The organism is Morganella sp. TYF_1 (genome assembly GCF_043105645.1).
Taxonomy (GTDB): domain Bacteria; phylum Pseudomonadota; class Gammaproteobacteria; order Enterobacterales; family Enterobacteriaceae; genus Morganella; species Morganella morganii_B.
The window spans coordinates 186,950-208,625 of sequence record NZ_JBICLU010000012.1 but is presented as its reverse complement, the minus strand read 5'-3'; the positions used below and the strand labels follow the sequence as shown (position 1 = coordinate 208,625).

The following is a 21,676-nucleotide window of genomic DNA, read 5'->3' as shown; positions in this document are numbered from 1 at the left end:
TTCGCTGTACCCATTGTAAAGCGAATAAACTTTTTCTGAAAGTCTGTTCGTACAAACGGCGTTCATCCGGCCGGCAGAGGGGTTTCTGTATAAAGAACACGGTATGAGGGGCTGTGACAGGCTGTTGTCCGCAGATAAAAAGAAAGCCGTGCCCGTCACGGACACAGCTTTCATAATAACTCAATGATTTTATTACTATAAATATTAAATTCAGTGGGCTTTACGAATTAAAACTCTTCGTTTCCCGCATCTTCAGTTTCACTTTCTTCATTGAAACTTTCTGCTGCGGTACTGAATTCACCGCTGTGATTCAGTAATAACTCACGTAATTTTTTATCCAGCTCAGCCGCCATTTCCGGATGTTCTTTCAGGTAAATCGTGGCGTTTGCCTTACCCTGACCGATTTTTTCACCGTTGTAGCTGTACCAGGCACCGGCTTTCTCAACCAGTTTATGTTTCACACCCAGGTCGATTAGTTCGCCCATGGTGTTGATACCTTCACCGTACATGATCTGGAATTCAGCCTGTTTGAACGGCGCAGCCACTTTGTTTTTCACCACTTTTACGCGGGTTTCGCTGCCGACCACTTCATCACCGTTTTTCACCGCGCCGATACGGCGGATATCCAGACGGACAGAGGCATAAAATTTCAGTGCATTACCCCCGGTAGTGGTTTCCGGGTTACCGAACATCACACCGATCTTCATACGGATCTGGTTGATGAAAATCAGCAGGGTGTTGGAGTTTTTCAGGTTACCGGCCAGCTTACGCATCGCCTGGCTCATCATACGGGCCGCCAGACCCATATGAGAATCACCGATTTCACCTTCGATTTCCGCTTTTGGTGTCAGTGCAGCCACGGAGTCAACAATGATGACATCAACCGCACCGGAGCGGGTTAAGGCATCACAAATTTCCAGTGCCTGCTCACCGGTATCCGGCTGGGAGCACAGCAGGTTATCAATATCCACACCCAGTTTCTTGGCGTAGACCGGGTCCAGTGCGTGTTCCGCATCGATAAATGCACATACACGGCCCTGACGCTGTGCAGCGGCAATAACCTGTAATGTCAGTGTGGTTTTACCGGAAGATTCAGGCCCGTAGATTTCAACAATACGTCCCAGCGGCAGACCGCCTGCACCCAGTGCAACGTCCAGTGCCAGAGAGCCGGTAGAGATAGTTTCCACGTCCATGGAACGGTCTTCACCCAGACGCATGATCGAACCTTTACCGAACTGTTTCTCGATCTGACCTAAGGCTGCTGCCAGTGCTTTCTGTTTGTTCTCATCAATAGCCATGTAAACTCCCTTCTCAACCCCTGAGACACCGCCCGGGTTATTAAAATGGTTTCAACTGAATCTGTCGGACTGATTATACTGTATAGTCATACAGTATCAAGTGGTTTTTTCGTCAGAATGGCAATTAATCCGTCCAGCCCTTTCAGCACCGCCTGACAGCGTACTGCATTGCGATCGCCCGCAAAGCACCAGCAGCGGGCCGCGGTTTTTATGCCTGTTTCGTCCCGCCACGCCCAGCCGAACCAGACTGTACCGACCGGCTTTTCATCACTGCCGCCGTCCGGCCCGGCAATACCGCTGACAGAGACGGCTAAGTCCGCACCAGCGGTATCCAGCGCCCCGGCGGCCATTTCCCGCACCACCGCCTCACTGACCGCACCGAAGGCGGACAGCGACTGTTCTGATACCCCGATCATACTGTGTTTGGCATCATTGCTGTAGGTGACAAACCCGCGCTGAAAATACGCCGAACTCCCGGCGATATCCGTGATCACCTTGGCAATCCACCCGCCGGTGCAGGATTCTGCCGCAGTAACACTCAGGCCGGCCTCAAGGAGATAATGCCCCAGTTCTGTACTGCGCCGGATCAGGGCCTGTTCATCATGCATCGGTCACTCCTGTTATGAAATCTGTTTTTTGCGGCGGATATCCCAGAGCCATAACCCGCCGATCGCGAGGGCAAACAGGCTGCCGAACGCCGCACCAATCACCACTACCGGCACACCGGCTTTGACCGCCAGGGAATAAAGCCCCAGCATCAGCAGCATCGCACTGTTTTCCCCCAGATTCTGTACCGCGATAGCGTTACCCGCCCCGACCGTCTCTTTACCGCACTTTTGCAGCATCGCATTGAGCGGTACCAAAAACAGTCCGCCGAATACACCGACCAGGATCAGTGTGATACCGGCCGGCACCACCGACGTCTGAACGGCGAATATAATGACCATCCCCCCGATCAGGATACCGGCCGGCATACAGCGGCGCACGGTTTCCAGGGTAATAAAACGGGCAGCCAGACCCGCTCCTGCCACAATCCCGATAGCAACCATCGCGTTAAGGAGTGGCGGCATGGTCTGACTGGTAATGCCCAGCGCCGCCGGAACCCACAATACCAGCATCAGCCGCAGTGTCACCCCCGCGCCCCAGAACAGACTGGTACCGGTCAGGGAAAAGCGGCTTTCCTGGTTTTTCCACAGGGATACCGCAGCACGGAGAAACGTGACCACCATCGTACGCGGATTGCGGCTCAGACCGGTTTTCGCCGGCGGCAGACGCGGAATATAGATGTTGGTCAGTGCCGCCAGTGCGTACATCACCGTACATAATATCAGTGTCATTGTAATATGGTAATCAGACAGGAAACCACCGGTTACCGATCCCAGCAGGATCGCCACAATGGTCGAGGCTTCAATCAGCCCGTTGGCTTTCACCAGCTGTTCACCGGTGGTCAGCTCCCCCAGTATCCCGTATTTTGCCGGGGAATAGGCCGCAGCCCCCACGCCGATCAGCCCGTATCCCAGAAACGGATCGGTACCAACACAGATCACCATCGCGCCGATGAGCTTACAGCCATTCGACAACAGCATCACCCGTCCTTTCGGGAAGCTGTCGGCAATCTGCCCGACAAACGGTGCCAGTACAATAAAGCTCAGCACAAAGACCATCTGCAGCATCGGCTGACTCCACTCCGGATAGTGCCGGGCGCTGAGCTGTGCGAGAATAGCGAACAGAATCGCGTTATCCGCAAATGCCGTAATAAACTGTGAAACCAGTACCGCTTTCATGCCTTTGTTCAGTAACGGGGCGGAGGCAGTCATACCTGCGGCTCCTGTAATGCCTGTTGTTTCAGGGTGACAAAATCCGGTTTACCGCTGCCGAGCACCGGCAGTTGTCTGATATAACGGATATCACGCGGAACCGCCAGTTCCGGCAATCCTTTCGCTTTTGCCTGTGCCATCAGCTGCGTACGATCCAGTTCACTGTCAGTGGTAAACATCACCAGCGCTTCGCCGCGCTTTGCATCCGGTTTTGTCACCACCGCGTGCAGTTTCTCCGGCGAGACACTCAGTGCCAGTTGCTCCACACTTTCCAGCGAGATCATTTCACCGGCCAGTTTGGCAAAACGCTTCACCCGTCCGCGGATAGTAATAAATCCGTCTTTATCGATCGTGACGATATCACCGGTATCATACCAGCCGGCCTGAACCTCGCCCTGTGCATTTTCCGCTGACGGTGGTTCAATCTGACCCGGTTTTTCCACCCGCAGATACCCTTTCATCACATTCGGGCCGCGCACCTGCAGCAACCCGCCGTTTTCAATCCCGGCAACCGGCAGCAGCCGCGCTGCCATCCCCGGCACCAGCCGTCCGACCGTACCGGTGCGGGCAGCCATCGGCACGTTAATGGAGATCACCGGCGCACACTCTGTCACCCCGTAACCTTCCAGGATGCGCAGACCAAATTTATCCTGCCAGACCTGTCTGGTGCCTTCCGCCAGCTTCTCCGCCCCGGCGACTGCATAGCGGATACGGGCAAAATCATACGGATGCGCAAAACGGGCATAGTTGGCGAGGAACGTGGATGTCCCGAAAATGACAGTGCAGTTCTGATCATAGGTCAGTTCCGGCACCATGCGGTAATGCAGCGGGCTCGGATAGAGGAAAATCCGGCTGCCGCATAACAGCGGCGTGATAAGCCCGGCCGTCAGGCCGAAAGCATGGAACAGCGGCAGTGCGGACATAAAACGGTCTTTTGGCGTGAAATCCGCAACCGTTTTAATCTGTTCGACGTTCGCCAGCAGAGAGTCGTGGCTGTGTACCACACCTTTCGGTGTACCTTCCGAGCCGGAAGTAAATAGAATAACCGCATCATCTTCCGGCTTTTGCGGCAGCAGTGCCGCCTGTGGCGTGACCAGATGACGCAGCACCCACAGTTTGTCTTTCAGGGTAACGGCGGTTTTTGCCTCTTCCAGATAGACCCAGTTGGCTTCTGTCAGCTGTTCCGGTAAGTGGGTCAGTTTGCCCTTTTCCAGAAACTGGCGTGAGGTGATGATGGTATTAATCCCCGCCGCTTTCATGGTATTGCGCAGCCCGGCGACACCCGCTGTGTAGTTCAGCAATGCCGGAATACGGCGGCGCATGGAAGCACCGAGGATCGCCGCGCCCATCACGGTGGCATTCGGCAGCAGGAAGCCGGTGCGCTCCCCCTCTTTGGTGTGGTGGCTGATAATACAGCTCAGTCCGAGGGATTTTTTCAGCAGCCCCTGATAACTGTCTTCACTGAAATTGACATCATCAATGATCCGCTGGAAACGCCCGTAGCGTTTTACCGCGCCGAGAAACGCCTGCGGCAGCGTCAGTGACGGGCGGCACGCCATACGGGCGTCCATCATAATGTCGCGCAGATGTTCTCCCGCCAGACGGCGGCGCTCTGCGGCACGCGGTGCTTCCGGCATCGGAATGCTTTCCGGCGGCAGAACATGGATAGTGATCGCCGGGAAAAAGTGACTTTTGATCACTTTCCGCATCCGGCTGAAATACGTCAGTTCCGCGCCGTCTATCCTCACCGGGATCACTTTCGCCCCGGTTTTAGCGGCAATAAAGGCAGCGCCGTCGTAGATCTTCATCAGAGAATCGGTGATCGTTACCCGTCCTTCCGGGAAGATCACTATCTGACGCCCTTTTTCCACTTCGCGGATCAGATGCCGCAATGCCAGCGGATTACGCGGATCCACCGGAATAATATCGGCAATCGGTTTTAAGCAGCGGATGAAAAATGGCGTGGCATAGTTGGTGTACATCGCGAATACCGGCCGGGTCGGCAAAAATAATCCCAGCAGAACACCATCAATAAAAGAGGCATGGTTCGGGGTGATAACACTTCGTGGTTGATTAAGATTACTCAGGTCACCAGTAACACGAATACGGAATAATCCGCGGAGCAGCGCACGTAATACATTCATCAACATACTGAATTCCCTGTGTATTTATTATTCCGCCAATCAATTCGGCGGGCAGACGTTTTAATAATAACACAGAGGATTGATTAACCACCTGACAGAATTGTACGGAATTATTTTTATCCGGTTTGTGCCGTCGTTCCCGGTAATCCGGCAGCAGGTACTATACCGCAGCGTGAATGCGGGTGCAGATCTGACTGATAAGCTCCGGCACCGGACAGGTGGCATCCACCACAATATCCGCACATTCCAGATAGAGCGGCTCGCGCTTGCTCAGCACTTCTGCCATTTCCTCCACAATGCACTTGCCGGTCAGGCTCGGGCGCTGATGAGCCTGAGGAGTGTGTGACAGCCGTTGCGCCAGGGTTTCAGCACTGGCGCGCAGATACACCACTTTGCCGGAGGACTGCATAAACGCCCGGTTTTCCGGTGCCATTACAATGCCGCCGCCGGTGGAGACCAGACGCTGTGGCTGACTGACCTGACGCAGCACATCACTTTCCAGTTCGCGGAAGCGAAGCCAGCCTGATTGTTCCACCAGCCGGGAAATCGACATCCGGCACTGTTCTGTCACACAGGCATCGGTGTCAATAAAATCGTACAATAATGCCTGTGCCAGCGGTTTACCCAGCGTGGTTTTGCCAGCCCCGCGGGCGCCGATAAGATAAATAATCGGTTTCTCATCCTGATGATTCATACTATCCGCTTTCTCCGCAGGTGTTCATAATATTTTACATAGGTGTAAATTAAGATGGCCTATCATAGCGTACTCAGATAAAAAGCTAAAGCACGATCCGCAGAACGCGGCTGTCATCTGACAAAAAGCGCCCTGCGGATGAATAACGGCCTGTTTATGAACGGATCGTGTGATCACCGATCCCGATCCACTTATAGGTGGTCAGCGCCACCAGTCCCATCGGGCCGCGGGCATGCAGCTTCTGAGTGCTGACGGCAACTTCCGCCCCCAGTCCGAACTGACCGCCGTCAGTGAAACGGGTGCTGGCATTCACATATACCGCTGATGAATCAATATTTGATACGAAATAATCAGCCTGAGACATAGATTGTGTCAGAATCGATTCTGAGTGCTCAGTGCCGTAATGACGGATATGCTCAATCGCGCCGTCAATGTCCTTCACGATCACCACATTCAGATCAAGTGACAACCATTCATCTGACAGTTGTGCCTCTGTTACGGCTTCCGTCTTCGCCGGGCCGTTTTTCAGCAGCATCAGCGCGGCAGGATCCGCATGCAGGGTGACATTATCCGCCGCCATATGATCACTCAGCAGTGGCAGAAATTCCGCAGCCACTTTTTCATGCACCAGCAGCGTTTCCACCGCATTACAGACGCCCGGACGCTGCACTTTGGCATTGCGGATGACCGGCAGCGCGTTATGCAGATCCGCCGTTTCATCGACAAAAATATGACACACGCCGATACCGCCGGTGATCACCGGAATCGTCGACTGCTCCCGGCATAAGCGGTGCAGACCGGCACCGCCGCGCGGGATCAGAATATCCACATAACGATCCATCTTCAGCAGTTCATTGACCAGCGCACGATCCGGGTTATCAATCGCCTGGATCGCCGCCTGCGGCAGACCGCATTCGCTGAGTGCCTGCTGAATCACACTGACCATCGCCACATTGGTATTGTGTGTCTCTTTACCGCCGCGCAGGATCACCGCGTTACCGGTTTTCAGGCACAGCGAGGCAACATCCACCGTCACATTCGGGCGGGCTTCATAAATCACACCGACCACACCGAGCGGGACACGGCGGCGCTCAAGACGCAGACCACTTTCCAGCACACCGCCGTCGATCACTTCCCCGACCGGATCCGCCAGCTGACACACTTTGCGTACGTCAGCCGCAATACTTTCCAGACGCGCCTGCGTCAGCAGCAGGCGATCAAGCAGTGCCTCTGACGAGCCCTGCTCCCGGGCTTTGGCAATATCGAGTTCATTGGCAGCAAGGATCGGCGCACTGTTCTGTTCCAGCAGATCGGCAATACGGATCAGTGCCTGATTTTTCTGTTTTCCGGACAGCTGAGCCAGTGCCCGGGAGGCAGCTTTCGCCGCTTTACCTGTTTGTTCTAACATATGCTGATATCCTTAACTGACAATCATATCGTCGCGGTGAACGGCCACTGCGCCGTATTCGTAACCTAAAATCGTGCTGATTTCCTGTGATTGCCGTCCGGCAATCAGGCGCAGCGCATCACTGTTATACCGGCAGACGCCGTGTGCCAGATCGCGCCCGCTCAGGGTGCGGATACGGACAACCTCACCACGGGAAAAATTGCCGTTAACAGTACGGATCCCGCTCGGCAGCAGGGAACTGCCCTTCTCTTTCAGGGCCTTCTCCGCACCGTCATCCACAATGATCTCGCCGGCAGGCGGTGCCCCGAAGATCCACTGCTTACGCGCTTCCATCGGCGCTTTTTTCCCGAAGAAACGGGTGCCGACCGGAATATCATCAATCACATCACAAATCACCCCGGCGCGATCACCGGCAGCAATAATGACATCAATCCCCGCACGGCCTGCGACAGTTGCGGCCTGGAGCTTGGTGGCCATTCCGCCGGTACCCAGTCCGGAGACACTGTCCCCCGCAACACTGCGCAGTTCGTCACTGATATCATGCACTTCAGAAATCAGAGTGGCATCCGGGTTGCTGCGCGGATCAGCAGTATACAACCCTTCAATATCGGTCAGCAGCAGGAGCTTATCCGCTCCGCCGAGGATAGCGGCCAGCGCGGAGAGGTTATCATTATCCCCGACTTTGATTTCTGCTGTGGCGACCGCATCATTTTCATTAATGACCGGCACAATGCCGTTATCCAGCAGTGCGGTCAGGGTGTCACGGGCATTCAGGAAACGCTCGCGATCTTCCATATCCGCACGGGTCAGCAGCATCTGGCCGATATGGATACCGTAAATAGAAAACAGGCGCTCCCATAACTGAATCAGGCGGCTCTGACCGACCGCAGCCAGTAACTGTTTGGACGCAATGGTGGCGGGGAGTTCAGGATAACCGAGGTGCTCACGCCCGGCGGCAATCGCCCCGGAGGTCACAATAATAATACGGTGTCCTTTTTCATACTGTTGCGCACACTGCCGGACCAGTTCAACAATCCTGGCCTGATTTAAATGTCGTGATCCGCCGGTCAGCACACTTGTGCCCAGTTTGACAACCAGCGTTTGGCTGCTATTCATTGCGTTCTACCATTCATTTTGCGGGATAAGAAAAGATGACCTGTTTTAACAGGTGATGTGCGTCATGCCAACCGGCACAACGCGAAACCGGACATTAATCCGGCTGCTTTCCGGGGGGCGGTGATACCGGTGACGGGGTCAGGGACAGATCCAGTTCCTGAAGAACGGCCTGTAAGCGGGGATAAAAATCAGTCAGGGTTTTGCTGACCGCATCACGGCTCTCATTGTCAGACAGGGATTTTTCCTGCCAGAGCCCTTTTTTATCAAATACCCCGGTATGGTATTCAGAGACAAACCCGGTTTCCTGCGGGATCAGTGTCAGCCACCAGCCAAAAAACTCGCGTTTTTCCGGCGCGACACCCGCATTGACACACACCGCCAGGCAGTCAAAAAAATAGTGACCCTCCTGACATTGCGGCTCACGGATATACGGACCCAATGCAGTGAAACATCGCAGCAACCTGCCGCGTGTGTAATCTGAAACCAGTGCCATCATTAAGCCTCCTTTCAGCGAAGGCTTAGTTGTAGCAAACAGACAGGAATTATCAATGATTTTTATGCTGTTCAGGATAAAATTCCGGTGAGCCAGCGGGTGGCCTCATCCAGCGATTTATGGAAAGTGTCAAAAACCGGGGTATGACCGAATTCCAGCAGCTTACCGTCAGCGCTGGAACGGACTATCAGCTCCGATTCACTTTTCGGACTGAACACATCCTCTTTCCAGCACATACTCAGCACCGGCAGTGAACAGCGGCGGCCGAGCAGCCCCTGATTTTTCAGAGACAGGCAGCCGAGCCGGGTGCGGGCAGTATCAAGGTCAGTACAGCGGGCCGCCGCACGGCTGGCCAGCACATCCATATACATACCGGGAATTTTATCCTGCCGCTGCGGGCTGACAAACAGATCATGCACCACCGGCCCGAACAGCACGGCTCCCCGCAGCTGATGTGCGGACAGGTATGCCATGCGCATTGCCACATTGGCACCGAAACGCAGCCCCATCACCGCCACACGGGTGTGGTCAATCCACGGCACATTGCGCAGCTGATCCAGCACCTGCTGGTGCATCAGGCTGCTTTCCTGGCCTAAAGTCTGTTTTGAGGAGTAACCGATTGACGGCATATCCAGCGTCAGCAGTGCAATTCCCTGCGGTGCCAGATAGTCACGGAAGTAGCGGCAGTAATCACTTTGCAGATTATCAAGACTGCCGCACATCATCACCACCGGAAACGCACTGTCTTTCCCCGGCGGGAGGTGCAGGAAAGCGCAGATGTTTCCGCCGCTCTCCATTTTGAATTCAATTTTTTTCAGTTCATATGCGGCAAACCGGGCGGAGTTTTCATACGCCTGATTTGCCAGAACGGTAGCCTGATCCGCCAGCTCATCCCCTTTTAAATGAGGATATCCCGCAATACTGTACAGATTTGCGGCAAGCAGCCAGGCTTCACAGGCTTTTTCGCCGGATTCAAATTCCAGCGCTTTGCGCTGCCACAACATCGCCTGCTGAGACCATTCATAAGCCCAGTTACCGCGGCGGTAGCCGATCACCGTATCCAGCAGTGCATCATCACTGCGGGGGGCATCAGATGCCGCGATACGGCTGAGAACCTCTTCGGTTTCCAGCGGCGGGATCCCCCGCCAGGCCCACATTAAGCGGTTAATCATGCGATACCAGCCCGGATGTGTACATCCGCTCAGGACGCTGCCCTTGACTTCCTTCATCCCGGAACGGGTAAAGTTCACCAGTGCGGATGTCTCAGGGTGTTTGATTTTCGGCTTAAACAGTTTTTCTGACAGGTTCTGTTGTGTCATGGCATTCGCTTACTGATCGCAGATGGGTTTAACAAAGCTGACAGTCATATCCCACGGCTGTTCGATCCAGGTATCCTGCGGGATATCAACCACATAATCGTCAACCAGCGGACGACCGGCCGGTTTGGCAAAAATTGTGACGAAATGCGCTTTCGGATACATATCGCGGATCATCTGAGCGGTACCGCCGGTATCCACCAGATCATCAACAATGATAAATCCTTCACCGTCACCGTCGGCTTTTTTCAGGACTTTCATATCGCGCTGATGGTCGTGATCATAGCTGGAAATGCAGACAGTATCCACATGACGGATACCCAGTTCACGAGCGAGTAAAGCACCCGGTACCAGACCACCGCGGCTTACGGCAATAATGCCTTTCCATTGTTCGGTTGGCATTAAACGCTGTGCCAGTTTACGGGCATGCATTTGCAACATATCCCACGTTACGACGTATTTTTCGCTCATATCAGATTGATCCCGGCTTGATGATTTACAGAAAAGAGTCTTTTTTGCGGAAAAAAGGTTGCGCGAGATTATAGTGACTTGAACCGCCAAAGACCAGAGCATCTGACAAATTCATCATAATTCCCTGTTATGACACACGCACTTTGTGTGAGAATTTGCTATTCTCCGGACATCGGATATTCGCGACCGCTCATTTTAAACAGCGTTACCGGCCGCCTTCGGGTATCCTCCCCCTAATAATGAAAAATGCAGTAACAGGAGATCGAACGTGTCTGAACTATCACAATTATTTCCGCAGCCGCTGTGGGATATTTTTGCCAAAATCTGCTCTATTCCTCATCCGTCCTACCACGAAGAGCAACTGGCTGCACATATTATTGAATGGGCAAAAGAAAAGGAATTCCACGTTGAACGTGACAGCGTCGGTAATATCCTGATCCGCAAACCGGCCAGCAAGGGCCTGGAAAACCGCAAAGCGGTCGTTCTGCAGGCTCACCTGGATATGGTGCCACAGAAAAATAATGATACCGCACACGATTTCGAAAAAGATCCGATTCAGCCATATATCGACGGCGACTGGGTAACCGCGAAAGGCACCACATTAGGGGCGGATAACGGCATCGGTATGGCCTCCGCGCTGGCGGTGCTGGCTGATGACTCAGTCAAACACGGGCCGCTGGAAGTCCTGCTGACCATGACAGAAGAAGCCGGGATGGACGGCGCATTCGGTCTTCAGCCGGGCTGGTTACAGGCTGATATCCTGATCAACACCGACTCCGAAGAAGAAGGCGAAATCTATATGGGTTGTGCGGGCGGTATTGACGTCACCACCACCCTGGCACTGAGCCGCGAAGCCGTTCCGGCCGGTTACAGCACCTTTACCCTGACGCTTAAAGGTCTCAAAGGCGGCCATTCCGGCGGCGATATTCATCTGGGCCTCGGCAATGCCAACAAATTACTGGCCCGTTTCCTGGCCGGTCACGCCGCAGAACTCGGTGCGCGTCTGGTTGATTTTCAGGGCGGTACACTGCGCAACGCGATTCCGCGCGAAGGCCACATCACCCTGGCAGTACCGGCAGATAAAGCCACTCAGCTGACATCACTGGCGCAAACCTTTGAAGCGCTGCTCAGAGAAGAACTGGCGCAGAAAGAGAAAAACCTGGTCGTCACCCTGGAAGCCGTAACCGCCGCTCAGGGCGTACTGACCGCCGATGTGCAGTCCCGTTTTATCAATATGCTCAATGTCATGCCGAACGGTGTGGTCCGCATGAGTGACGTGGTTCCGGGCGTGGTCGAAACCTCACTGAACGTGGGTGTGGTGAAAATGAGCGATGACCGTGTGCAGGTTATCTGCCTGGTACGTTCCCTGATTGAATCCGGCAAATCCTCTGTGGTCAGCATGCTGACCTCGCTGGCGGCACTGTCCGGCGCAGAGATTGTTGCCGAAGGCGGCTACCCGGGCTGGCAGCCGGATGCAGACTCTCCGGTCATGCATCTGGTCAGCGAAACCTATCAGCAGCTGTTTGATAAAACCCCGAACATCATGGTTATCCACGCCGGTCTCGAATGCGGTTTATTCAAAAAACCGTATCCGGAGATGGACATGGTCTCCATCGGGCCGACCATCACCGGTGCTCACTCGCCGGATGAACAAGTGCATATCAAGAGTGTCGGGCAGTACTGGCAGTTACTGACCGCTATCTTAAAAGCGATCCCTGAGAAAGCATAACAACGCCATTCAGTTCAGCGGCGGGATAACATTGTCCCGCCGTTTTTGCTTCCGCCTCAGAACCCGAGCAGCAACTGCCGCTCAAGCTGCGGATCGCGCAGTGTCACATGCAGCCCCACCAGCCGCACGCCGCGCCCTTCCCGGCGGCTCTCCCAGGCCAGTTCCGCCGTTTTCAGTAAATCCGCTTTATCCAGCACCTGATGGACATGTTCCTGTGTGGTCTGCTGAAAATCCGCAAACTTCAGTTTAATGCCCTGACGGGCGATCCGCAGATCCGGTGACACTTTTGCCAGACGGCGCTCCAGCTCCGGAAACAACTCATCAATAATCGTCTGACACTCATCCCACGAGGCAATATCTTCCGCCAGCGTCCGTTCGACGCCGACAGATTTTCGTTCCCTGTCCGGACAAACCGGTCGTTCATCGGTACCATGACTGCGCTGCCAGATGATCTGCCCGAACTTTCCGAACTGTTTCAGCAGCGAGATCTGATCATAATGCTGCACATCCCGGCAGGTCTCCAGCCCGAGATCGGCCAGACGTTTTGCCGTCACCTTTCCCACACCGGGAATTTTGCGCAGCGGCAGTGACAGCACAAAATCCGCCACCTGCTCCGGCGTGATAATGTACTGTCCGTCGGGTTTATTCAGATCAGACGCGATTTTGGCAAGGAATTTTACCGGAGCCACGCCGGCAGAGGCGGTCAGCCCCAGTTCGGAAAAAATGGTTTTGCGGATCGCTTCCGCTATCAGTGTGGCAGAGCCCCGGCACTGCGGACTGTCCGTCACATCAAGATACGCCTCATCCAGAGACAGCGGTTCAATCAGTGAGGTATAACGGGCAAAAATTGCATGCAGATGGCGGGAGGTGGTTTTATACAGCTCCATCCGCCCCGGGATCACTTTCAGATGCGGACACAGCTGCAGTGCTTTTGCCGTTGACATCGCACTGTGTACCCCGAAGCGCCGCGCCGGATAGTTAGCGGTCGCAATCACACCGCGCCGGTCGGAACTGCCGCCGATTGCCAGCGGAATATCGCGCAGACGGGGATCGTCACGCATTTCAATCGCCGCATAAAAGCAATCCATATCAATATGAATGATTTTACGCATCCGCCTCTCCTGCTCACCAACAACACTGTTTAAATATACAGTTAAAATCACTGTAATTCAAATTGGTTAATCTGCTTATTATTCACCACGTCAATCAGTGGGCTGAAATTTGCAAGTTTGTCTTTTTTTTCTGTGATTACATCCGGTTGTCATGTTACTCCGCTACAACAGCATGATATCACACCTGCTCTCTTTCTTTTTGACGGACGGATTATGAAAAAAATACTTTCAGCCCTTTTCCTGAGTGGCATTGTTATGACAGCCCATGCAGCCCCGCAAATTATTGCCCACCGCGCCGCCACGGCGGATGCCCCTGAAAACACCCTGTACGCCATCGATAAGGCGCTGGATAACAAAGCAGATGCCATCTGGATCACCCTTCAGCTATCAAAAGATAACCAGGTCGTGTTATACCGCCCGTCTGATCTGAAATCCCTGACTGACAAATCGGGCCCGGTTTCCGGTTACAGCGCTGCGGAGCTGGCACAGACCGATGCAGCCCGGGATTATAATCAGAAACATAAAACCCACATCAAAGCCTCTGTTCCGGCACTGGATACCGTCCTGAGGCGTTATCCGGATACCTTTTTCTATCTCGATATCAAATCGCCGGATGCCTCACCGGCAGTTTTCGCACAACAGCTGGATGCAGTTCTGACCCGTCATAAAGCCAAAAACCGTGTCCGCGTCTATTCAACCGGGCAGGATTATCTGGCTGCTCTGCCGTCATCAATCCCCGTATTTGAAAGCCGTAATACCACCCGTAATGCCCTGGCCGACAGCTTGCTCAGACACACCTGTGACCTGGCAGATAATCCGCAGCCGCGCTGGTATGGCTTTGAACTGCACCGCAACGTGGATGTGGTTGAAACCTTCACACTGGGTGAAGCCCGCTCTCCGGTTGTGCTGACCTGGGATAAAACCGCCATGGATTGTTTCCGCAAAAATAATAAAGACCGGGTTATTCTGTTCGGCATTAAAACACCCGCTGATTTACAGCTGGCAACAGAGCTGGGGGCAGATGGTGTAATGGTCGATTCTCTGCTCAATATGAAAATTAAATAATTAATCCGCGTGTTATTACGGGTAAATTTACCGTGCTGAAAAATAAGAGTGAAACCGGATATATTGTCAATTTCACTCTTATTTACTGCCTTCCGCCTTCCCCTGCCAGCCTGCATAATATTTTATAACTTCAACAAATCTCATTAATTATAGTAATTTATTTATCAGGTCACTTTTGTTATAACTATAAGAAACATCCTGGAGACCATGCGGTGATAAGCAACCTGTTTTTCGATTTACATTCACCCCCAAAATCCTTCATTGTTTTTACAGGATTCTTTTTTCTGTTATTCAGCGTTTATTCTTATGCAGACTGCGATGTGTATTCAGATGAAACACGCAGCAGCAACTTTATTATTCTGGGTGCCGGTATGATTAACGGCCCGGTAAAATCTGTCATCACAACAGCGCATTCCCCGGACAACAAGAACAGCAATATTATAATTAACGGGCAATATGACCTGACGCCGTGTGGTGAACTGAGTTACTTTTCGCTGGAAATCACTGAGCACTACCCGGGGTTACAGAACCGGATGTATTCCGAAGGTAAGATGACGGAGCAGGGTTATAGCTTATTATTCACGTCACAACTGCATGGCAGCGGAAAAGCCCCTGTCACTCTGATTCATGCCCGCAGTCGCCTTTTCTATAATCATCAAAAACAAATCGTCCGTGCCGAATCCGAAAGCAACAGTGGCGGCAATACCCAAAAATCGCATATGGAAACCGATTTTTTTTATGAGAATGGTTTGATTACACACGCCGTATCAAAAGGTGATTCCGCAGACACCGGCGGCGAAATCCGTTACGACTGGCGTCAGGATCGGCAGATAAATGCAATTATATCGCGGAGTAACGGGCTTCCTCAGCTGAACTATGAATTTGCGTATAATGATGACCGTCAGGTTATCCGGCAGACACAGACACAACATACGCCGCTGGGCCGGGTAAAAACAATTTATACCTGTCAGCAGACAGATACTTACGGTAATTGTGAAAAAGCACTCTGGCAGAGTATCACTGAAGGGAATCAGGCCAATAATATTATTGTGATAAATACCGCTATTGTGACATCAGACTATCGTTATTACTGATTCCGTATTGTTATCCTGCCAATAATAAACAAAGGCGCGTTAACGCGCCTTTGTTATATCTTCCGAATCTATACAATCCGGTTTTTATTCAGTTTCTCTTCGCGGGCAGCTTCACGTGCCATCCGTTTTTTCCGGGCATCACACGGTTCAGGACAGTCGCAGACTTTCTCGACACCAATGCTGCTCAGCCCGCCGCAACTTCCCTGAATGCTCTTGCGCTTAATGATATAGCCGAGAGACATTCCCAGAAACGCGACCAGGAACAGGATAAAGGTTGCGATAAATACTTTTATCACCATATCAGCCACCTCCTTTTATTTTTGCTGCAAATAGGGCTTAAATGCCTCACTGTAGCGTTCGTCAAATCCCTTCTCTGTTTTGACAATCATAAAAACAGGGATATTTTGTGCATTCGCCACCTCAAGACCGCGCTCCGGCCCGAGCACATTCAGCCCGGTAGAAAAGCCATCCGCACTCATGCAATTATCTGCAATAACGGTAATCGATACCAGATTGTGGTTAATCGGACGTGCTGTTTTCGGATTAATGGTATGTGAGTAGCGGACATTATTTTCTTCAAAATAATTCCGGTAATCCCCGGATGTCGCCACAGAGGCATTACCCGGCTCAATAATTTCCTGTGCAGACTGGCTCAGCCCCTGTGACGACGGTTTTTCAATCGCAATGCGCCACGGCTTGCCTTTGCCGTTAATACCCTGAGTCCGGACTTCACCGCCCACATCCACCATATAATTGCGGATATTCTGTGATTCCAGGTATTCCGCCACCGCATCCACCCCGTAGCCTTTGGCAATCGAGGACAGATCGACATACAGTTCCGGCACAGTCTTAATCAGATTATTACCTTCAACCTTCAGTTTATCAATCCCGGTCCACTGACGGCGGGTTTCAATATCCTGCTCTGTCGGTACATGGGTTACCCGTCCTTCCGGACCAAATCCCCATAAATTGACCAGCGGGCCGACCGTGACATCCAGTGCGCCATCTGTCAGCTGATTAATACGGATAGCCTCACGAACTACTTTTGCCGTCGCGGCAGAGACCGGAAACGGTGTATTCACCTCACGACTCTGATTAAAACGGCTGAGTTCAGAATCCGGCCGGTAGGTGGACATCTGGTCATTGACCTCTTCCAGCACCACATCAATGCCTTTCTGCAGTGATTCCGCCGGAGGATCTTTCTGATCAGCAACATATTTTATCGCGTAATAGGTACCCATCGTTTTGCCGTTCAGGGTGACCTGCTGTGCTTCCGGTGTGTTATCACCGCATGCGCTCAGTAACAAGGTCAACAGTGCCAGCGGCAGAAAAGCCCGTTTTATTTTTACCATACACAATCCAGTCTGATTTCAGATCATCTGCGCCCACAGGTGTGGGCGCAGTTTCGTTATGACAGGGGGCGGAAATCAGCCGCCGAAGTCATCCAGCATAATATTTTCGTCTTCCACACCCAGATCTTTGAGCATCTTGATCACGGCGGCGTTCATCATCGGCGGCCCGCACATATAGAACTCACAATCTTCCGGTGCCGGGTGATTTTTCAGGTAATGCTCATAGAGAACATTATGAATAAACCCGGTGTATCCGTCCCAGTTATCTTCCGGCAGGGCATCAGACAACGCCACGTTCCAGGTGAAGTTTTCATTTTCAGCCTGAAGCTGGTCAAAATCTTCCTCATAGAACATTTCACGTTTTGAACGCGCACCATACCAGAAAGACATCTTGCGTTTGGAATGCAGACGCTTAAGCTGATCGAAGATATGCGAACGCATCGGTGCCATACCGGCACCACCACCGATAAAGATCATTTCCGCATCGGTATCTTTCGCAAAGAATTCCCCGAACGGCCCGGAAATTGTAACTTTATCACCCGGTTTCAGTGACCAGATGTAAGAGGACATAATCCCCGGAGGGGCATCCGGCACTCGCGGAGGCGGTGTGGCGATACGCACGTTCAGCATGATAATGCCGTGCTCTTCCGGATAGTTCGCCATGGAGTAAGCACGCACTGTCGGCTCTTTCACATCAGACACATAGCGGAACAGGTTAAACTTGTCCCAGTCCTCACGGTATTCCTGCGGCACATCAAACTCATCATAGCGGACCACATGCGGCGGACATTCAATCTGAATATAACCACCGGCACGGAACGGCACACTTTCACCGTCAGGGATTCTGAGTTTCAGCTCTTTAATGAACGTCGCTTTGTTATCATTGGAGATAACTTCGCACTCCCATTTTTTCACCCCGAAGATCTCTTCCGGCAACTCAATTTTCAGATCCTGTTTCACATTCACCTGGCATGCCAGACGGCAGCCTTCACGCGCTTCGCGTTTGTTAATGTGCGACATTTCTGTCGGCAGAATATCACCGCCGCCTTCTTTGATCTTCACACGGCACTGGCCGCAGGTTCCGCCGCCGCCGCAGGCTGAGGAGACAAAAATCCCCTGACCGGACAGTACATTCAGTAATTTGTCACCGGCCGGTGCGTCGAAGCTTTTCTCCGCATCGCCGTTGATTTCAATCTTAACGTCCCCTGTGTTCACCAGTTTTGATTTTGCGAACAAAATCAATGCGGTCAGCGCCAGAACAATCAGGGTAAACATTGCCACGCCTAAAATAACGATATCCATAATTGCGTTTCACCCTTATAACTGTACGCCGGAGAAGGACATAAAGCCCAGAGCCATCAGTCCGGTGGTCACGAATGTGATCCCCAGCCCTTTCAGGCCGGCCGGTACGTCAGAGTATTTCATCTTCTCGCGGATAGCGGCCATCAGCACAATCGCCAGCAGCCAGCCGATACCGGAAGCAAACCCGTAAACCACAGACTCCGTAAAGTTGTAGTCGCGCTGCGCCATAAAGGACACACCACCGAAAATCGCACAGTTTACGGTGATTAACGGCAGGAAGATCCCCAGCGCGTTATACAGTGCCGGAAAATAGCGATCCAGAATCATCTCCAGAATCTGTACCAGCGCCGCAATGACCCCGATAAAGGTAATGAAGTTGAGGAAGCTTAAATCCACCCCTTCCATCAGTGCGCCGTCGCGCAGCAGCAGGTTGTACACCAGGTTGTTTGCCGGAACCGAAATCCCCAGCACCACGGTAACCGCCACGCCGAGACCAAACGCCGTTTTGACGTTTTTCGACACCGCCAGGAACGTACACATCCCGAGGAAGAAGGCCAGCGCCATATTTTCAATAAACACTGCCCGCACAAAGAGACTGATATAATGTTCCATATCTTAATCCTCCTCGACTTGTGACGGTTTCAGGGTACGGATCCCCCAGATGAGCATGCCGATAATAAAGAATGCACTTGGTGCCAGCAGGAACAGGCCGTTCGGCAGATACCAGCCGCCATTCTGCGCTGTTTCCAGCACGGTCACGCCAAAGAGTTTGCCGGAACCAATCAGTTCACGGAAAAAGCCCACCAGCAGCAGGATCACCCCGTAACCCAGGCCATTACCGATACCGTCCATAAAGCTTTCAAGCGGCGGCGCTTTCATGGCATACGCTTCCGCACGTCCCATCACAATACAGTTGGTAATGATCAGACCGACGAATACAGAAAGCTGTTTGGAGATTCCGTAGGCATAGGCCCGCAAAATCTGGTCAACAAGAATAACCAGCGAGGCGATAATTGCCATCTGAACGATAATCCGCACACTGCCAGGAATAAAATTACGGATCATCGAGATAAACATGCTGGAGAATGCCGTCACCAGGGTTACCGCTATGGTCATAACCAGAGCAGTTTCCAGTTTGGTGGTCACCGCCAGCGCCGAACACACACCCAGAACCTGGAGGGCAATCGGGTTGTTATCTAATAACGGTCCGAGAAGAACGCGTTTAATTTCTTTACTATCAGCCATGATTCAACGCTCCTTCGCGTACTGTTTTCAGGAACGGGCCAAAACCGTTGTCACCCAGCCAGAAATCAAACATATGCTGGATGCCGTTTGAGGTCAGTGTCGCACCGGACAAACCATCAATGCCGTACGGACTGTCAGTGGTGCCGCTGCGGACAATTTTGATGGCCGGTATACCGTCTTCATTAAACAGCTTTTTACCAATCCACTGTTTACGCCATTGCGGGTTATCCACCTCACCACCCAGCCCCGGGGTTTCACCGTGCTGATAGTAAGAGATCCCTTCGGAAGTGATACCGTCAACATCAATCGCGACAAAGGCATACATCACCGACCACAGACCGGAGCCGTAAACCGGCAGAACAATTTTACTGGTTTCACCCTGCTCATTCTGTACCAGATAGATTTCCGCGCTGTTGGCACGGCGGCGGATTTTCGCCAGATCTTCTTCCGGTGACAGGGCAATACTGGTCTCATCACTGCGCAGTTCATCATTGAGATCGTATTTGCCGGTGCTGTCCGTCATCTGACCGGTTTTTAAATCCACCATTTTTGCTCTGATGAATTTTTTATAGACTGCATCGATTTCGTCCGCCGTCATGGATGGCGTCAGTAACCCGGCCACATCCAGAATGTTACGCTGCTTATCCAGCAGAATCTGTGCCTGCTGCGTGGACTTCAGCCCCACAGCAGAACCAGCCACGACTATCGAACACACAAGGCAAAGGACGAAGACAACGATAAACGTTCTTGCGACACTGTCCTTGTTTTTCGTTTTTTCATTAGCCACGTGCTTTTCTCCGTTTAATGTTTGCCTGAACCACCAGATAATCAAATAACGGGGCGAATAAGTTGGCGAACAGGATAGCCAGCATCATCCCTTCCGGATATGCCGGGTTTGCCACACGGATCAGGACACACATCACCCCGATCAGGATCCCGTAAGCCCATTTCCCTTTATCGGTAAATGAAGCTGATACCGGGTCCGTTGCCATGAAAATCATACCGAAGGCAAAACCGCCCAGGACCAGATGCCAGTACCACGGCATAGCAAACAGCGGATTGGTGTCAGAACCAATCATATTAAAGACGGCGGACATCGCGATCATCCCGACCATCACACCGGCCACAATACGCAGAGAGGCGATACGGGCAAACAGAATGACGGCACCGCCGATCAGAATCATCAGCGTGGAGACTTCACCAATCGAGCCCGGGATGTTACCGATAAAGGCATCCATCCAGGAGATCGGCTGATTGGTTATGGTATTAACCAGCTGATGCTCACCACCGACCGCCCACTGTGACAGCGGCGTTGCACCGGAGAAGCCGTCAGCGGCAGTCCAGACCGTGTCACCGGAAATCTGAGCCGGATAAGCAAAGAACAGGAAAGCACGACCGGCCAGTGCCGGGTTCAGGAAGTTGCGTCCTGTACCGCCGAAGATTTCCTTCGCGACCACCACACCGAAGGTGACAGCCAGCGCAGCCTGCCATAACGGCAGCGTCGGCGGCACAATCAGTGCCAGCAGAATGGAGGTAATAAAGAAGCCTTCGTTGATTTCATGCCCGCGGATCATCGCAAACAGGACTTCCCAGAAGCCGCCGACGATAAAAATCACCGCATAAATCGGCAGGAAATAGACGGCACCGAACAGCATTTTACTGACCCAGCCCGCATCCTGTGTGAAGGAGACCCCGATAAGCTCCGCCAGACGATAATGCCAGTCACCGGCAATCACCTGCTGAAGCTCCGCACCGCTGTACATATCCAGCAGTACCGGTATTGCCTGGTTACCAACGTTATACATCCCCCAGAACATGGCCGGGAAAACGGATAACCAGACCAGGATCATCAGACGTTTAAGGTCGATGGAGTCACGGACATGCGAACGCCCGCGGGTAACTGTCCCCGGGGTATAGAAGATGGTGGCGGCTGCTTCATACAGTGCATACCATTTCTGTAATTTGCCGCCCGGTTCAAAATGCGGCTCAATTTTTTCGAGAAATTTTTTCAGACCCATGA

Annotated in this window: 21 protein-coding genes; 3 read left to right on the top strand and 18 right to left on the bottom strand. The window is 52.6% G+C overall.

Going from position 1 to position 21,676, the window contains the following annotated elements; translation table 11 throughout:
* Nucleotides 1-227: 227 nt before the first annotated feature.
* The 10 genes from recA to gpt all read right to left on the bottom strand — a co-directional run bounded on the left by recA (nucleotide 228) and on the right by gpt (nucleotide 10,757).
* Nucleotides 228-1,298, bottom strand: coding sequence for a recombinase RecA (recA, locus tag ACF8OF_RS05130; RefSeq protein WP_025154094.1), 1,071 nt, complete (start codon nucleotides 1,296-1,298; stop codon nucleotides 228-230).
* A gap of 86 nt (nucleotides 1,299-1,384) precedes the next feature.
* A complete protein-coding gene (pncC, locus tag ACF8OF_RS05125; RefSeq protein ID WP_262859245.1) occupies nucleotides 1,385-1,906 on the bottom strand; it encodes a nicotinamide-nucleotide amidase in 522 nt (173 codons plus the stop codon).
* Nucleotides 1,907-1,918: 12 nt separating this feature from the next.
* Nucleotides 1,919-3,115, bottom strand: coding sequence for a lysophospholipid transporter LplT (gene lplT, locus ACF8OF_RS05120; RefSeq protein WP_392495923.1), 1,197 nt, complete (start codon nucleotides 3,113-3,115; stop codon nucleotides 1,919-1,921).
* Nucleotides 3,112-5,265, bottom strand: coding sequence for a bifunctional acyl-ACP--phospholipid O-acyltransferase/long-chain-fatty-acid--ACP ligase (gene aas, locus ACF8OF_RS05115; RefSeq protein ID WP_392495922.1), 2,154 nt, complete (start codon nucleotides 5,263-5,265; stop codon nucleotides 3,112-3,114). The genes lplT and aas overlap by 4 nt, the downstream gene beginning before the upstream one ends.
* A 154-nt stretch (nucleotides 5,266-5,419) precedes the next feature.
* Nucleotides 5,420-5,953, bottom strand: a complete 534-nt coding sequence (aroL, locus tag ACF8OF_RS05110) for a shikimate kinase AroL (RefSeq protein ID WP_349467931.1) — start codon at nucleotides 5,951-5,953, stop codon at nucleotides 5,420-5,422.
* Between the two features lie 154 nt (nucleotides 5,954-6,107).
* On the bottom strand, nucleotides 6,108-7,361 hold the full coding sequence (gene proA / locus ACF8OF_RS05105) for a glutamate-5-semialdehyde dehydrogenase (protein ID WP_262862573.1): 1,254 nt from the start codon (nucleotides 7,359-7,361) through the stop codon (nucleotides 6,108-6,110).
* 12 nt (nucleotides 7,362-7,373) lie between these two features.
* Nucleotides 7,374-8,477 (bottom strand): glutamate 5-kinase, encoded by a 1,104-nt coding sequence (gene proB / locus ACF8OF_RS05100; protein ID WP_025154088.1) that lies wholly within the window; start codon nucleotides 8,475-8,477, stop codon nucleotides 7,374-7,376.
* A gap of 94 nt (nucleotides 8,478-8,571) precedes the next feature.
* Nucleotides 8,572-8,973, bottom strand: coding sequence for a sigma factor-binding protein Crl (crl, locus tag ACF8OF_RS05095; protein ID WP_262859250.1), 402 nt, complete (start codon nucleotides 8,971-8,973; stop codon nucleotides 8,572-8,574).
* A 68-nt stretch (nucleotides 8,974-9,041) separates the two neighbouring features.
* The gene (gene frsA / locus ACF8OF_RS05090; RefSeq protein ID WP_262883106.1) at nucleotides 9,042-10,289 is read right to left on the bottom strand and encodes an esterase FrsA; all 1,248 of its coding nucleotides are present in this window, start codon (nucleotides 10,287-10,289) and stop codon (nucleotides 9,042-9,044) included.
* Nucleotides 10,290-10,298: 9 nt separating this feature from the next.
* Complete coding sequence (gene gpt, locus ACF8OF_RS05085; RefSeq protein WP_024472638.1) at nucleotides 10,299-10,757, bottom strand: xanthine phosphoribosyltransferase; 459 nt, start codon at nucleotides 10,755-10,757, stop codon at nucleotides 10,299-10,301.
* Nucleotides 10,758-11,025: 268 nt separating this feature from the next.
* Between gpt and pepD the strand changes: the two genes are divergently transcribed.
* Nucleotides 11,026-12,486, top strand: coding sequence for a beta-Ala-His dipeptidase (pepD, locus tag ACF8OF_RS05080; RefSeq protein WP_262883105.1), 1,461 nt, complete (start codon nucleotides 11,026-11,028; stop codon nucleotides 12,484-12,486).
* Nucleotides 12,487-12,542: 56 nt separating this feature from the next.
* Here pepD and dinB read toward each other — a convergent pair whose 3' ends face one another.
* Nucleotides 12,543-13,598 (bottom strand): DNA polymerase IV, encoded by a 1,056-nt coding sequence (gene dinB / locus ACF8OF_RS05075; RefSeq protein WP_279799716.1) that lies wholly within the window; start codon nucleotides 13,596-13,598, stop codon nucleotides 12,543-12,545.
* Nucleotides 13,599-13,811: 213 nt separating this feature from the next.
* On the opposite strand from dinB, the gene ACF8OF_RS05070 reads away from it, so the two are divergent.
* Nucleotides 13,812-14,663: a glycerophosphodiester phosphodiesterase family protein gene (locus tag ACF8OF_RS05070; protein WP_392495919.1), complete on the top strand. Its 852-nt coding sequence runs from the start codon at nucleotides 13,812-13,814 to the stop codon at nucleotides 14,661-14,663.
* Between the two features lie 320 nt (nucleotides 14,664-14,983).
* Nucleotides 14,984-15,757: a hypothetical protein gene (locus ACF8OF_RS05065; RefSeq protein ID WP_262883103.1), complete on the top strand. Its 774-nt coding sequence runs from the start codon at nucleotides 14,984-14,986 to the stop codon at nucleotides 15,755-15,757.
* A gap of 68 nt (nucleotides 15,758-15,825) precedes the next feature.
* On the opposite strand, the gene nqrM is transcribed toward ACF8OF_RS05065, so the two are convergent.
* The 7 genes from nqrM to ACF8OF_RS05030 all read right to left on the bottom strand — a co-directional run bounded on the left by nqrM (nucleotide 15,826) and on the right by ACF8OF_RS05030 (nucleotide 21,674).
* Nucleotides 15,826-16,056: a (Na+)-NQR maturation NqrM gene (gene nqrM, locus ACF8OF_RS05060; RefSeq protein WP_036411953.1), complete on the bottom strand. Its 231-nt coding sequence runs from the start codon at nucleotides 16,054-16,056 to the stop codon at nucleotides 15,826-15,828.
* A gap of 15 nt (nucleotides 16,057-16,071) precedes the next feature.
* The gene (locus tag ACF8OF_RS05055) at nucleotides 16,072-17,109 is read right to left on the bottom strand and encodes an FAD:protein FMN transferase (RefSeq protein WP_392495918.1); all 1,038 of its coding nucleotides are present in this window, start codon (nucleotides 17,107-17,109) and stop codon (nucleotides 16,072-16,074) included.
* A gap of 75 nt (nucleotides 17,110-17,184) precedes the next feature.
* On the bottom strand, nucleotides 17,185-18,411 hold the full coding sequence (gene nqrF, locus ACF8OF_RS05050) for an NADH:ubiquinone reductase (Na(+)-transporting) subunit F (RefSeq protein ID WP_072871858.1): 1,227 nt from the start codon (nucleotides 18,409-18,411) through the stop codon (nucleotides 17,185-17,187).
* Nucleotides 18,412-18,426: 15 nt separating this feature from the next.
* Nucleotides 18,427-19,023, bottom strand: coding sequence for an NADH:ubiquinone reductase (Na(+)-transporting) subunit E (nqrE, locus tag ACF8OF_RS05045; protein ID WP_004237852.1), 597 nt, complete (start codon nucleotides 19,021-19,023; stop codon nucleotides 18,427-18,429).
* Nucleotides 19,024-19,026: 3 nt separating this feature from the next.
* Complete coding sequence (locus tag ACF8OF_RS05040) at nucleotides 19,027-19,656, bottom strand: NADH:ubiquinone reductase (Na(+)-transporting) subunit D (RefSeq protein ID WP_025154079.1); 630 nt, start codon at nucleotides 19,654-19,656, stop codon at nucleotides 19,027-19,029.
* A complete protein-coding gene (locus ACF8OF_RS05035) occupies nucleotides 19,649-20,443 on the bottom strand; it encodes a Na(+)-translocating NADH-quinone reductase subunit C (protein WP_262859257.1) in 795 nt (264 codons plus the stop codon). Before ACF8OF_RS05035 ends, ACF8OF_RS05040 begins: the two co-directional genes overlap by 8 nt.
* Entirely contained in the window at nucleotides 20,436-21,674 is a 1,239-nt protein-coding gene (locus ACF8OF_RS05030) for an NADH:ubiquinone reductase (Na(+)-transporting) subunit B (protein ID WP_262859258.1), read from the bottom strand. The genes ACF8OF_RS05035 and ACF8OF_RS05030 overlap by 8 nt, the downstream gene beginning before the upstream one ends.
* Nucleotides 21,675-21,676 lie beyond the last annotated feature (2 nt).